Here is a 13,878-nt window from a genome sequence, read left to right as displayed (position 1 = left end):
AGCCACAACGGAAATGAAGACACACAGACTCATCGTGATCTTATGTTGCATCGCGTTTCATTCTGCTCGTGCTCAACTGAACACGTGGGTCACGCAGAATCCTTCCAACCTTGCAGGCACATACCGTTCGGTGCAAGCCATCACGGAGATGACAGCCGTGATGGTCGGTGACAAAGGGTTGGTTACCATGACGAGCGACGCAGGAACGACGCTGACGAACCGTCAGGTCGGCACACTCACGCTTAATGGCGTCAGTTTTATCGATACGCTGACCGGTATGGTCGTTGGTGCGAATGGAACAGCGTATAAAACGACCGATGGCGGAAAAACCTGGGCCACGTTGTCTACGGGAGTGACGGACCCGTTACTGGATGTCCTCATGGTCGATAACCAACTGGCGCTGATCTGCGGCGGAAATTCAGCGGCTGGAACGTTGCTGATCAGCCGTGACGGTGGATCGACATGGAACAGATTTCCACAAGAGTTGTCGTTCGGTGCAATCCGTCGTCTTCGCATGCCGAGGCCGGGACTTATTGTGTTCGTCGGAGACGGAGGAATGTACTATGCGAGCCGCGACTCCGCCCGGACGTTCGAGTCCTTTCGGATGCCCTCCGGCAATACGATCAACGATGTCTATTATCTCGACGATCGTCACGCCATCGCAGTTGGCGGACCGGGACGCTATATCCTCGGCACGAATGACGCGGGACATAGTTGGCAGTTTGAGGATTCGATGAACTTCACGCTCGGAGCACAACCTCTCAACAGCGTCGATAAGAAGGGAAACGGTCCGATGATCGCCGTTGGCGATCACGGAGAACTGTTGTACTCGAGCAATAGCGGGAGTTCGTGGTCTCGCAGCGAATTCGGTTCGATGACTTCCATCAAGCGCGTCTCGATGCTTTCGGAATATTCCGGTATTGCGGTCGGGCAAGATGGTGTGGTGATCAAGACGACCGATGGAGGAACGAGCTGGACATTCATCCCGCGCAGACCGCAGACAAGTGCACTTCGAACCATCCGCATGATGAACGATGGCCGTCGCGGTTTTGCGGCCGGAAGTTACGGCGCCATCCTCACGACTGTCGATAGCGGACATACGTGGCTTCCGGTTCAAACCGGTACAACGAGTACGTTTTATGGTTCGGCACTCGATGACCGCGGCAACGGCTTCGTTGTCGGGGAATTCGGGACCATCTTCGGTACCACCGATGCCGGAACAACCTGGACGCGCATCCCATCGAACACCACACGACACCTTCGAGCCGTCAGCTTCGCTTCGCGCAATGCTGTGTATGCCGTTGGCGATTCAGCGCTATTCTTGCGTTCAACCGACGGCGGCCAATATTGGACTCGCTATCATGGCCCGCTGCCGGACACGGTGGGCATTACAAGTCTTGCGTTCTTCGATTCGTCATACGGATTTATCACTTCTCCTAATGGCGTCTTCCGCACAAGCGACGCCGGGATTTCCTGGAAAAAACTGAATATCCCGGATACTTACGTATTCTCGACAATCGGAATTGGGGCTGCTCGATCGCGTTTGTATCTTGGCGGTTTGGGCGGACTCGGAGTGCCACCGCTGCAACAACAGTGGCACGGTGCGCTTGCATATTCCAGTGACGGTGGGGACACATGGAAATATACCGATATTACCGAATACTCCACGCTTGCACCGCTCGGTATCTATACGGCCGACGGCTATCATGCCACGGTCGTCGGGCATGGTGCGATGATCATCCATACCGTCGATCCCGATTCTTCATGGCACCCCCAACGCGCACTGACCACCGCCGACTTGTTCAGTGTCACTTTCGGCACGACCCACGCCGGGTGGACTTGCGGTTTCCGGGGGACGATCTTGCGAATCGATACGGACGAGGAAGCCGACGTGAAGAATCCGACAGCAGCAACGGTATCAACGTTGCAGATCGAGCGCATCTATCCGAACCCGGCCGTGAACCGGATCCGGATGCAGTACACGCTCAGCCAAAGTGCTCCGACGTATGTCGAGCTCTATGATATGCGTGGCACACGGGTTGCGATGTTCGATCTTGGGCTCCAAACGGAAGGCCAACACGTCGAAGAGCTGAATTTCGGCTCGATCTCAAGCGGAACGTATGTGCTCACACTTTCGTCCGGCGGGGCGGCTGCCACGACTACTGTCTCTGTAATACATTGATATGACTTATTTTGCGGTCTTCGCTGTACTTGTAGGACGGTGATTCCCCTTGTCGGTAGCAAAATAAAACCGCCGTCAAAATCCGATTTTTCGAACTTGTGGCACGGAAATAGCGTATATTTGTATATCTGAATGCTCCCTCAGACAGATACGCGGTATCTTTCTGAGGGAGCACTCATAGTACGTGACGATATACTAGTTCATTAACCACACAACCGAATACCAAGCCTATGCTGACACGCTTCCTGGGGCGTGGCTGGGTGATGGTGATGATGCTCGTGATTGGGTTCGCCCTCACGGCATTCACACCGAACCAAAGCCAAGCTCGCAAGCGGCACAGCAGTCGGACGACGGGACGGAAGACCTCGCATAGCGCTCTGCACAGAGCAAAACGCCATTCGAAGTTCTCTGCTCGAAGCCACCGTTCGAACCTGCATCCGCTTTCGACCGCCGAAAAAGCCGAGATCATCGGAAAGATCAAATCCATGGCCAGTGCCGAGGCACTGCCGCAAGAGTCCGTCACCGAGGATGATATGAGCGCTGACGATATTGCCCAAGCGGCAAAGGAAGAGCGCGAAGAAGATAACATCCAGGTATCGCTCGACGACTTCATCAAGTCCCATAATCAGGACCTGCTCGCCAGCTCCGAAGATCCTGCGATCGCACGGGACCGCCAAAGCGACTATACGCTCTTTGACGAGTCCAACCCGGGTGTCGCCGCGACGCGTTCGGACGTGATGCAGCAGATCATCGACTGGGTCGGGACCCGCTACCACTTCGGTGGTGTCGGCCGCACCGGGATCGACTGCTCTGCATTCACCCGCGAGGTGTTCCGCAAAGCGTTCAATGTCGAATTGCCCCGCACGGCCAGCGAACAGTCCGGCCTCGGCGAGGATGTCCGAAAGAACGAGCTGCACTTCGGCGACTTGGTGTTCTTCCATACGGCACGTCATGCCCGCGTTTCGCACGTCGGCATTTATGTCGGGGAAGGGCTCTTCGCCAATGCAAGCTGCTCGCGTGGTGTGACGGTCTGTTCGCTCCAGAGCGAATATTGGTCGAAGCACTATCTCTTCGCCAAGCGGTTGTTCACCAACACGGCAACGGCACAGCGCGAGATCACGGAGAAACTCCGTCTGGCAGCGAATGCCGCTCCGGAAGCGACCAACGAAGCGAACTAACACGAGTAGCTTCGAAGTTTTCAACGCTCCGGCTTCACCCGCCGGAGCGTTTTGTTTTTCGGGCGTTTCATACGTCACGATTACTACAGAATCGCGTAGAACGAAGAGCGTGCATCGCTCTCAAAAACGCAATTAGAATTCGATACACCATTTGGCACAAGCCGCAGCACATATCGGGACACCCAAAGAACGGACGATCAAATCGATCGCCACGAACCGGTCTGCACGTCATGAATATTTTATTGTCGATGAGATCGAAGCGGGTATCGTGCTCAAAGGCAGCGAAGTGAAGTCGCTGCGAGCGGGGAAAGTCCAGTTGACCGGCGGGTACGCCCGAGTGTCCGACGGAGAGCTCTTTCTCGAGAACGTCCACATTTCTACCTACAAAGAGGCGAACCTCTCCAACCACGAGCCGCTTCGAAAGCGCAAGCTGTTAATCCATGCTTCGGAGTTAAAGAAGCTCGCACCGAAACTTGCGACCAAGGGAATTACGCTCATTCCGCTATCGATCTACTTCAGCGGGAATAAAGTGAAGGTATTGCTCGGCATTGCCCGAGGAAAGAAATCGCACGACAAACGCGAGAGCATCAAAGAGCGCGACATCAAGCGCGAAATGGATAGAGAATAACTATGCCAACGAATTTTCCGCCACTGAACGAACAGATGGACGAGATCCGCCGCGGCGCGGTCGATCTCATCGATGAAGCCGAACTTGCAAAGAAGATCGAACGCAGCGCAGCGCGGAACAAGCCGCTCGTCGCGAAGCTTGGCGCCGACCCGTCGAGCCCCGATCTGCACATCGGTCACGGTGTTCCGCTCGGCAAACTCCGCACCTTCCAGGATCTTGGGCATGAAGCACACTTGATTATTGGTGACTTCACGGCGATGATCGGCGATCCGTCGGGCCGTCAAAAGACTCGCCCCATGCTCACCGAGGAGCAAACGAAGGCGAACGCAAAGACATACGTCGATCAGGTAGGAAAGATTTTGCTTGGCGAACGGCTCGTCATTCATTCGAATAACGACTGGCTTGGGAAGATGACGTTCTCCGAAGTCATCAAACTTGCCGGTACTTACACGGTGAGCCAGATGCTCGAACGCGACGACTTCCACAAACGCTTCGACGAGGAGCAGCCAATCTCGCTGCACGAATTCTTGTATCCGCTTGCACAGGGAATGGATTCGGTCGCGATCAAATCCGATATCGAGCTCGGCGGTACCGATCAGAAGTTCAATCTGCTCGTTGGTAGAGAACTACAGCGACACTACGGGATCGAGCCGCAGTGCATCCTGACGACGCCGCTGCTCGAAGGCACCGACGGCGTGCGGAAGATGAGCAAATCGTACGGCAACTCGATCAACTTCTCCGATAGCGCCGACGAAATGTTCGGCAAGACCATGTCGATCCCGGATAATTTGATCTATCGGTATTTTGTACTCGCGACGCGCGTGAAGGATCTGGCGGCGATCAAACAGCAGCTCGACGACCACAGCGGCAATCGGCGCAACCTGAAAGTTCGATTGGCGAAAGAGATCATCGCACAATTTTTCGACGAGGCCGCCGCCGATGCGGCACTCGAACGTTTCGAGCAGATGTTCGTGCGCAAAGAAGTGCCGGACGATATCGAAGAGTTGATGCTTCCATCCGGGGAGTCGCGCAATATTGTCGATCTGCTGGTCGAAGCCGGTCTTGCCCCGACCAAGAGCGAAGCCCGCAGGCTGATTCAGGGCGGTGGTGTATCTTTGAACGGAGAAAAGGTGACAAGCCACCAGGAAGGTGTCACGCCAACGACAGAGGGGATCGTTCTCAAAGTAGGGAAGCGGCGCTTCCTGAAACTGCGGTGTGCGTAGGCGTTGCGCTGATTGCGTTTGCAATAAATTTTCAAAAAGCAGAACCGTTCGGAACCAAACGCGCGTAATTTGCCTAAAAGAACGCAAGAGTTAATTTGTAATTTAGAGATCGATATAGTATGCTTTGGACACCCGAACTAGCGCAATTTTTGGAAGATGCACCGTGGCCCGCAACCCGCGATGAGCTGATCGATTATTGCGAACGCATCGGTGCACCTCCGGCCGTCATCAAGAATCTCCAGGAGATCGAGGATAGCGAAGAGGTCTTCGAGTCCATCGAAGAGGTATGGCCGGATTACTCGGCTGAAACCGATGAGTTTTATTACGACGACGAATTGAACGAATATTGATCGGTATCGTCGTGGGGGCGCGCAAGAACGGCGGCTCACGTCGCACGGTGCGGAGCGCCCCTTCTATGCTCCGCCGAAAACTCCCCAGCCGGTTGGGTCCTCGTTCGTTGGTTCTGTATTTGAGCGTCTGTGCGTTGATGGCCGCCAACGCCGAAGCACAGAACTCAGCCGATATTCTCCGCCTTCGCAAACGCACCATCGAGGCTGTCCGCTTCGAGGGTAATGGAGCGCTTAGTTCGGCCGAATTACAGAGTGTCGTCCAGACGTATCATTCCGAATGGTACGAACATCTCTTCAATAGTGTCATTTCCACGGTCGGGATGCCGGTGCAGTACATCGATCCCGAGGTACAGGATGCCGATACGCTCCGACTGATCGCCTATTACCGACGTCAAGGATATCTCGATGCACATGCACGCTACGTGATCCACGAAGATTCGGCCAGTGCGGCGAAGTGGCAGCGTGCCTATGACCGGTATCGCATGACCGAGCAGGCGAGACATCCCGGCGATCTCCCGGACGTCAGCGACACCGTTGTGTTTCAGGTGTATGAAGGGCCACGATATTCGATCGATCACTTCGCGGTCGAAGGACTGGAACATATCGATTCGACACTGGCGCGAAAGGTCAACGGCGAAACGCTGCTGACCCATGGCTCGCCGTTTACCGAACAGGCGTTGCTTGCCGAAGCACGCCGTGTCGAGACCATCCTGCGCGAGAATGGATATGCATTCTTCACCTCGCCGCGCGATTCGTCGAAGTTGGTACTTGTCGATCGCGATCGGAAGACGCTCAATATTAATCTGGTGTACCAAACCGGTCCGCGTGTTCGAAATGGAGGATTGGTGGTCACGTACGATACCGTCATTCGGTCGCGAGGAACGTTGCGGTCCGGTGTCGTCAAACGATCGATCGAACTCGACTCAGGGCAATGGTATCGCTACACGGATCTTGCAAATTCCGAGCGTAATCTTGGAATGCTCGGTGTGTTCGAAGCCTATCGCGTCGATCTCGATACCTCGGCATATAGCGGCAAACTCAATACCATCCCCGAAGGTACGGCCTTGCCCGTGCGGGTACAACTACGGATGCAATCCACGATGGACCTGACGCCGAGTGCGTTTGCCGGGTTCGGAGGTGCGAGCAGAGGAGCCGGTGGTCTTGCGGCGACCTTCAATAATCGATCGTTATTCAACGGCGCCGAGAGTTTTACGGCACAGCTCTCGTGGCAATTCATTCCGAAGAGCGATCGTCGCGTTTCCGGTTCGTTACAGCTTTCCGTGCCGTATGTGTTCGGACACAGCCCGCTCATCATTCTGGGGAATGCTTCGAACGTCTCTATCACCGATCTGTACAAAGAACTGGTGATCGAAGCAATTTTCAGTTCGAACATCTTGCTGAGCAATGCAGGCGCGTTGCCGCGAGTCACATATTCACCTGACATCAGCCTTGAATATGTCGACCGAGTCGATAACACCGGTGTCGTCTCGCCAACGCCGATGCTGACAAGCCGTCAGTTCAATGTGCCGATCACACCGATCAATCTAACGCTCGACTGGACAAACGACCTGCTGAACCCGACAACAGGGTCCATTCTGCTCGGCGCACTTCAATTTGCGACGCCCGATATAGCAGACTTATTTCAGTCGAAGCTGCCGAGTGCATCGTATGCGAAGGTGACGGCACAGGCGAAAACCTATCTCGATGCTTCCCGTAACGGAACAAGTGTCGTAGCGCTTCGTCTTTCGCTTGGCTCGATTGCGTTAACCAATCCGTCGAACCCAGACCGCGACATTCCAATCGAACGCCGACTCTTCGCCGGCGGTCCAAACTCGTTGCGTGGATGGGGCTCTCGCGGGATTGTCGTGTCGCAGGATACTGCGCATAGCCCGTTACTTGGCGGGTACAAGTCTATCGAAGCAAATATCGAGTGGAGATATGCGCCGTTTCAATATCCCGTCGCAATCACAAGCCTTCAACGCCTGCTGACCGATCTGCGCCTGGCCTTCTTTGCCGATGCGGGAAATATCTGGGACCGTCCGCTCTCGCCGGCGATCAAAAATTGTGCGCTCGATGCCGGACTCGGCATCCACTATAATACACTCATCGGTGTCATTCGATTGGATATTGGGATGAAGCTCTACGATCCCGATCCATCTTCGACCGGCGACCGCCCGATGTCACCGACTGCAACCGGCGAATGGATCTGGAACCGGCACTTTAATTTTTGGGACCTGTCTTCCTTCCAATTCGCGCTCGGACAATCGTTCTGAGCGGTATCTCAGCGAAGTTTCCAGACTTCCGAGGCGAACCCTCCGTCGTCAAATCGCGCGAGCAACGAATCTCGACCATTGAACCAGTTGCGCCCGTTGCGTTTACCATGCGCGAGATCGACATCTAATCCGGTTTCGAGAAAGAGGTAATGATCGCGTGCACTGCGGAGCGAATCCAGCGTGCGCGGCAGTGTTGTCGAGTCAGCAAGATAGGCAAGATGGAGATCGGGACGCCCGAGCACCTGGAAGTATGCGCGAACGAAGCCTTGTTGGAAGGAGTGCTGCGCATATACTTTGTAATCGTCGCTTGTTGAGGTGAGTTCGTCTTCACTCCGCAATCCGATGAGTGCGGGGGTAGTCACGGCGACGGTCGAGCTTTGTGGGAGCTGGTGTGCCATCAGACGGATTGCTTGGTTCGCGTGGAGCCGGCTCGAACGAACATCGCACAAGAGCGCTTCCTTCGAGCGCAGCTTCGGCAGAAGAAATATCGTCGCGCCGATTGCAGCTATGACGATGCCGATTGTTGCGCCGATTCGTAGCGATGATGTGACCAACAGTCGCTCAGAAATTACACCAACAAGCGACGCAACGCCGACCGAAGCGATGAGCGTGAGCAAAAATGAGAGCTCGGCCAGTTGCGTCTTGACCAACATCATGGTGATCAGCAACACAAGCGAGTTTACGATAGCGATCGCGCCGAACGGGACAATCAATACACGTCGGCTTCCGCGGTTGCCTCCTTGTATTGCGAATAATGGAGCTGCGAGCAGGATCGTCAGCAATAATAAGGGTTTGTACACGACCCAGCACACGAGGATCAATACGCTGAAAATCGTCGCGATCACCGCAGATTTGCGAACCGTGCGAGCCGAGTCTGCCACGATCAGCCCGACGATCCCAAGCGATACGAAGACGACGAACGGCGTTGTCGCAAGGGTATCGGAATAGTATCGCAGACGGTCCATCATCAAGAAGTGCAGAGTTTCCCGCGGGATCTCGCCGAAATGAAAAAAACGGGTGCTCGTAGCATTCGATGAGAAGAACATCACCAGTGAGACGAGGGCAAATAATCCGTAGGACGCTGCCCAGAGGATGCGGCCGTTTGTCGAGAGGGGTTTTAGTCCGCGCTGAATGCGACGTCGGCGAAAGATGACCATCCCGAGGAATACGCCATGGATCAATAGTAATGACGGCTCTTTGGTCATCACTGCAATGACCCCGATGATATTAGCGGTCACCCAGAACGATGTTCTGAATTCGTCGAGTGCGCGAATACCGAAGTACCACGCCGCGGAGCAGAACATCATTTCGAGTGCGTACGTGAGATCCGCAAACCAGAACAGCACGTTCAGGATCGGCAGGAAGGCAAGCCAGTAGGCAACGGCCGAGATCGGTAATGCAGAGATTCGCTCGCAGATGTATCGCGCAGTGAGACCTGTAAACGCGATTGCCGTGAAGTATGCCCCGACCAGAAGTGTATGCCAGATCCAGTAGCGGTCCGGCCCGGCGAGGTGTGTCAGCAACCAGAAGGTCATCGCCATGACCGGACGGAACGACATGAAGAGTTCGCCTGCGGTGGTGCTGAACGAGTCGGTGAACGGATGATGAATCGCCCATTGCATATAGAGCACATCGTCCATGCGAAACGGCATTCCATAGCGCGTCACAAGAACGACGATCGCTACGATACCCAGCACGAGTAGCGAACCGTCGAGTATGCGGCGGCGGCGTGTGCGCACGGAAGAGCGGGGTGGCGTTGGCGTCACGGACGGTAGTGTGTCGTGTCCAGTTGGATACCGCCGCCAGCGGGTTGAGGCGGTGTGGGCGGGAGGGTGTTCATCTTTTCGACCGGTGCGACCCCGACGCCATAGGTGCGCACCAGCCGTGTTCCGAGTACCAACGTGACAAGCATCAGTGCGATCGTGACGATCTGTAGCGTCAGATATGCACCGCGTGTCGCGGCACCTTTATCGGGCGCGTTGATTACCTTCGCCAACGCCATTCGGAATGCAACGACGATCACGACGAACACCGCGAAGCCCATCGCAGTCGTCTTATGAAACATCTCGCTCAGACTTGCATCCGACGGAATCTTCGTCGCACTTTCGGTGGCGAGTCCGGTAAAGACGGATATGATAGCGAAGACGAAGCCGAGGCGCAGACTATTCCAACCGTACCGTACTGCGCCATCATTCGAGCGCTTGCGGCCGATCAGCTCGAACGCAATGCCAAGCGTCACCAGCGCGACGGTGAAGTAGTTCGATACTATGTGTAGTTCTCCGAAGCCCATGTGCGGTGGGTTTGATCCTACAAAAGTACGAAGAAAGTAGCCAGTAGTCAGTAGCAAGTAGTCAGTAATCTGTAATCAATAACCATCTACCAATCCCGTATCTTTGTAACCGTACGCATGACCCGTCGTAACGTCACGCAATGCAGCAACCATCTCGTACCACGTTCTTCGTTCTCTATACGATCATTTGCCTCATTTGGGGCTCGACGTGGCTCGTGATCCATCTCGGCAATTCGTCGGCGATGCCGCCATTTGCTGCTGCGGCCTTGCGATTTACGGTTGCGTCGTCACTGCTCTGGGGTTTTGTTGCAACAAAAAACATCTCCGTCCCGAAGACCAAACAGCAATGGCTTGCGACACTCTCGGTAGGCTTGCTGAGTAACGGTGCGTCGTTCGGGATTGTGTATGCAACATCGCTGTATGTCCCTTCCGGTCTCGGTGCGGTGATCTTTGGCACGATGCCCCTCTTTACCGCTGCATTCGCGCACTACTACATTCCGGGTGATCATCTGACACGTACACGTGTCACAGGTATTGTCATCGGCGTGTTGGGTATCGCGACGATCTTCTTGCCGCAGTTCTCGCAAGTAAAAGTGGAAGGACTGTGGGCGATGGGACTCTTGCTAATTGCGCCGATCGTCAGTGCGGCGAGCGCAATCGTTACAAAGCGTGGGACCCACGACGTCCCGGCCGTGACCGTCAATGCCATCACGACTGCCGTCGGTGCGCTTGTGCTTGGGGTGATCGCGCTCTTTACCGAGCCGATCGACAAGATCGATCTCTCATGGAGCCAACTTTGGCCGATCCTCTATCTCGCCATTCTTGGGACGATTGTCACATTCGGCATTTACTTCAAGCTCATCAAGATCACGAGCGCAGTGACAATGAGCTACGTCTCGGTGATTACGCCGGCAATCGCAGTCTTCCTTGGGTGGATTATTCTCGGCGAGAAACTCGATGCATATGAAATATCCGGCTCCGCACTCGTACTCATCGGAACAGCGATCTCGCTACGGATGTAAAAAACCTCGTAGGGGCGACGCATGCGTCGCCCGCTCTTTCGTCAGTCTGAATCTCACGTAGTGCAGCCTGTACCCGACGGCGGTCGAGGCATGCCTCGACCCTACATCCGATACTTATCTGCCGCCCTGACCAACTCCTCGCTGATCTCGTCTTCAAACATCGAATGCCCTGAGCGCGGGCAGACCACAAGATCCGACTTTGGAAGGAGCTTGTGCAGCTCGTACGCATTCTGCATTGCGCAGATGACGTCGTAGCGTCCATGCACGATAGTGGTCGGGATGTGCGCGATCTTATGTGCGTCACGCACCAACTGTCCTTCTTCGAGGAAGCAACGATTGATGATGAAGTGACACTCGATGCGCGCGAAGTTCAGCGCGAACTGATCCTCGGTCGGGCGCTCGGTTGTCACGAGCTTGATGATGGAATACTCCCAGTTCGACCAATGCTTTGCCGCGGCGAGCATCGCGTCTTTGTCGGGGCCGGTGAGAACGCGATAGTAGGCCTCGACCCACGATTCATTTCCTTGTCGTGTAACACCCGAACAAAAATCGGCCCATTGCTCGGGGAAGATCTCGCTGGCGCCGTACTTATAGAGCCAGTCGTTATCGAGATCGCGCGAGAGGAAGATGCCGCGCAAGATCAGATGCGTGACACGCTCGGGATGCGTCTCGGCGTAGGAGAGAGAAAGCGTCGAACCCCATGATCCACCAAATACCACCCACTTCTCGATGCCGAGATGCGTGCGAAGCTTCTCGATGTCCTCGACGATGCTCCACGTATCGTTGCCTTCGAGCACCGCAAGCGGCGACGAGCGTCCGCAGGCGCGCTGATCGAAGAGTACCGCACGGTAATGCTTCGGATCGAAGAAGCGCCGCATATCGGGCGAACACCCAGCGCCTGGCCCTCCGTGCAAGACCACGACCGGCTGCCCGTTCGGGTTGCCGACCTCTTCGTAATAGATCGTGTGAAGGTCCGACACCTGCAGGTGCCCTGAATTGAACGGTTCGATCGGCGGATACAACGGCATGAGCGAAATATGAAGTATGAAAGATGAACTATGAAAATGAATTTGCAGCAGAGATAGATTCCGGATTTCTTGGATACCGACGAAGTGTCGTACTCTCCCTCTTCCCAACCACTTCCCGTAAGCGGGAGGAGGAGACGTATTTGCCGTTGCTCATGCGTATCTCTATTTTTGAGATTCTACTTCAACCAGCATAAGCAATGTATAGTCGATCCTCCTCTCGTTACGGGAGGGGGATAGACTTCAGACATCTTGAACAGACCTGTTGAGGATGTCTATCGTCTATTCACGGGATGGTTGGGGAGTGGCTTTCGGCGGCGGTGAGCAGGTGCACGCAATATTAATTAATCGAAAATCTGTGATGGGCACCTTGACACGGATTTATGCATATCGTATCTTAATAGTATGAGACGACGAGCACCATAGTGTAGCTGTTCTTTGCAACGAGTCCGCCACGGCGGACTCGTTGCATTATGGGGGCCGGCTGTGCGTGTGTATAGCGATGTTGTTGATATTATTGGTAATTGTGGGGATGGGTGCTCGCGGTTTATTGGAGTTACGGGGGAGGGTTGTATTCTGGGTCATTCTGAGCACGTTCGCTTCGCTCAGAATGACGGGTGAGGTAAAGGGAGATTATGGCTTCGCCGCATTGAGTCCGGCAGGACGGCCACAGATGTAGCCCACGAATTCATTCGTGGGCGAGGTTCTGGGCAGGACCGAATGTTTGTGGCTGCCGAAAGGGGACGGACTGAGAGTCCGTGCCACCGGTTTTGGACGTGCTGCGGCTCTGCGAGAGGGATTCTTCGCTTCGCTCAGAATGAGGGGTGGGGTAACGGGAGATTGCGGCTTCGCCGCATTGAGTCCGGCAGGACGGCCACAGGCGTAGCCCACGAATTCATTCGTGGGCGAGGTTCGGGGCAGGACCGAATGTTTGTGGCTGCCGAAAGGGGACGGACTGAGAGTCCGTCCTACTGGCGTGGGTATGCTACGGCTGCGCGAAATGGATTCTTCGGTCGCCGCAGCGACCGAAGAATGACAGGTGTTATGGGGTGACGCCGAACGTAACGAATGGGGCAGGCGTTACGTACACCCCTTCAGAAGAAGGTTGTTCGTTGAAAATTGGGGGTGCATTGGATTCGACGGGGGGCGGATGCTCCGAGCGTCGCGATCCGGGTGGTGTATGGAACATCCGTAAACAAGACCATACGCGGCTTAACCGCCGACTATAGCTATGCAATGGCTGCCTAAGCTCCGCGTCCTTGCGACGCGTTGACGCTGCTAGACTCACTATGTGAGTCGGGTGCCCATCCGCAACACCGCTTAGAACGAACCGGTGTTGATCACGGGTGTCGCATGTTCGGTCTCTCCTGCAGGAGCGTTGTTCGCCTGCGGGAGTATCGCAGGAACGACGGTACTTGGATGTCGGTGGCCTCTTGCTTTGGCGCCGAGTACTAATCAACAAGAGGCTACGATCGTAGAAGCGCCGGGACATGCTTTTCGGACAGGGGTTCAATTCCCCTCACCTCCACTTTTACATTGAGAAGGGCTGACTGTCATTCTGAGGAGTGGCTTTAGCCCGACGAAGAATCCCTCTCGCGGAGCCTCTGTGCGTTTCATCAAGGGATTCTTCGCTTTGCTCAGAATGACACGGATGATGCGGTGTCATTCCCATAAATCCTCTCAGCGCCCTCACAACGTATATTGGTA

The 13,878-nt window shown here is 55.1% G+C and carries 10 protein-coding genes and 1 other RNA gene; 8 read left to right on the top strand and 3 right to left on the bottom strand.

Features of this window, described 5'->3' with window-relative positions:
- Positions 1-13 precede the first annotated feature (13 nt).
- The 6 genes from JSS75_08245 (at position 14) to JSS75_08220 (ending at position 7,834) form a co-directional block, all read left to right on the top strand.
- The gene (locus JSS75_08245) at positions 14-2,182 is read left to right on the top strand and encodes a T9SS type A sorting domain-containing protein (protein MBS1903676.1); all 2,169 of its coding nucleotides are present in this window, start codon (positions 14-16) and stop codon (positions 2,180-2,182) included.
- A 230-nt stretch (positions 2,183-2,412) separates the two neighbouring features.
- Positions 2,413-3,360: a C40 family peptidase gene (locus JSS75_08240; GenBank protein ID MBS1903675.1), complete on the top strand. Its 948-nt coding sequence runs from the start codon at positions 2,413-2,415 to the stop codon at positions 3,358-3,360.
- Positions 3,361-3,532: 172 nt separating this feature from the next.
- Entirely contained in the window at positions 3,533-3,988 is a 456-nt protein-coding gene (smpB, locus tag JSS75_08235; protein ID MBS1903674.1) for an SsrA-binding protein SmpB, read from the top strand.
- A 2-nt stretch (positions 3,989-3,990) separates the two neighbouring features.
- Positions 3,991-5,211 (top strand): tyrosine--tRNA ligase, encoded by a 1,221-nt coding sequence (locus JSS75_08230; protein MBS1903673.1) that lies wholly within the window; start codon positions 3,991-3,993, stop codon positions 5,209-5,211.
- Positions 5,212-5,330: 119 nt separating this feature from the next.
- A complete protein-coding gene (locus JSS75_08225; protein ID MBS1903672.1) occupies positions 5,331-5,561 on the top strand; it encodes a DUF2795 domain-containing protein in 231 nt (76 codons plus the stop codon).
- A gap of 65 nt (positions 5,562-5,626) precedes the next feature.
- The gene (locus JSS75_08220; protein MBS1903671.1) at positions 5,627-7,834 is read left to right on the top strand and encodes a BamA/TamA family outer membrane protein; all 2,208 of its coding nucleotides are present in this window, start codon (positions 5,627-5,629) and stop codon (positions 7,832-7,834) included.
- An 8-nt stretch (positions 7,835-7,842) separates the two neighbouring features.
- Here the strand turns inward: JSS75_08220 and JSS75_08215 are convergent, their stop codons facing one another.
- Complete coding sequence (locus JSS75_08215) at positions 7,843-9,573, bottom strand: hypothetical protein (protein MBS1903670.1); 1,731 nt, start codon at positions 9,571-9,573, stop codon at positions 7,843-7,845.
- 23 nt (positions 9,574-9,596) lie between these two features.
- Entirely contained in the window at positions 9,597-10,124 is a 528-nt protein-coding gene (locus tag JSS75_08210; protein ID MBS1903669.1) for a DUF2231 domain-containing protein, read from the bottom strand.
- A 140-nt stretch (positions 10,125-10,264) separates the two neighbouring features.
- Here JSS75_08210 and JSS75_08205 point away from each other — a divergent pair, with 140 nt between their 5' ends.
- On the top strand, positions 10,265-11,146 hold the full coding sequence (locus tag JSS75_08205) for an EamA family transporter (protein ID MBS1903668.1): 882 nt from the start codon (positions 10,265-10,267) through the stop codon (positions 11,144-11,146).
- A gap of 101 nt (positions 11,147-11,247) precedes the next feature.
- Here the strand turns inward: JSS75_08205 and pip are convergent, their stop codons facing one another.
- Entirely contained in the window at positions 11,248-12,174 is a 927-nt protein-coding gene (pip, locus tag JSS75_08200; protein MBS1903667.1) for a prolyl aminopeptidase, read from the bottom strand.
- 1,118 nt (positions 12,175-13,292) lie between these two features.
- Between pip and ssrA the strand changes: the two genes are divergently transcribed.
- Positions 13,293-13,702, top strand: a transfer-messenger RNA (tmRNA) gene (ssrA, locus tag JSS75_08195).
- The last annotated feature ends 176 nt before the right edge of the window (positions 13,703-13,878 follow it).

This window comes from Bacteroidota bacterium (assembly GCA_018266755.1).
Taxonomy (GTDB): domain Bacteria; phylum Bacteroidota; class Ignavibacteria; order Palsa-1295; family Palsa-1295; genus JAFDZW01.
The sequence above is the reverse complement of the archived record's forward strand: the minus strand, read 5'-3'. Positions and strand labels throughout refer to the sequence as shown.

Coding starts and splice junctions, on each gene's coding strand:
- JSS75_08225 (MBS1903672.1), top strand. CDS start 5,331: ATGCTTTGGACACCCGAACTAGCGCAATTTTTGGAAGATGCACCGTGG.
- JSS75_08230 (MBS1903673.1), top strand. CDS start 3,991: ATGCCAACGAATTTTCCGCCACTGAACGAACAGATGGACGAGATCCGC.
- JSS75_08210 (MBS1903669.1), bottom strand. CDS start 10,124: ATGGGCTTCGGAGAACTACACATAGTATCGAACTACTTCACCGTCGCG.
- JSS75_08240 (MBS1903675.1), top strand. CDS start 2,413: ATGCTGACACGCTTCCTGGGGCGTGGCTGGGTGATGGTGATGATGCTC.
- JSS75_08205 (MBS1903668.1), top strand. CDS start 10,265: ATGCAGCAACCATCTCGTACCACGTTCTTCGTTCTCTATACGATCATT.
- pip (MBS1903667.1), bottom strand. CDS start 12,174: ATGCCGTTGTATCCGCCGATCGAACCGTTCAATTCAGGGCACCTGCAG.
- JSS75_08220 (MBS1903671.1), top strand. CDS start 5,627: ATGCTCCGCCGAAAACTCCCCAGCCGGTTGGGTCCTCGTTCGTTGGTT.
- JSS75_08245 (MBS1903676.1), top strand. CDS start 14: ATGAAGACACACAGACTCATCGTGATCTTATGTTGCATCGCGTTTCAT.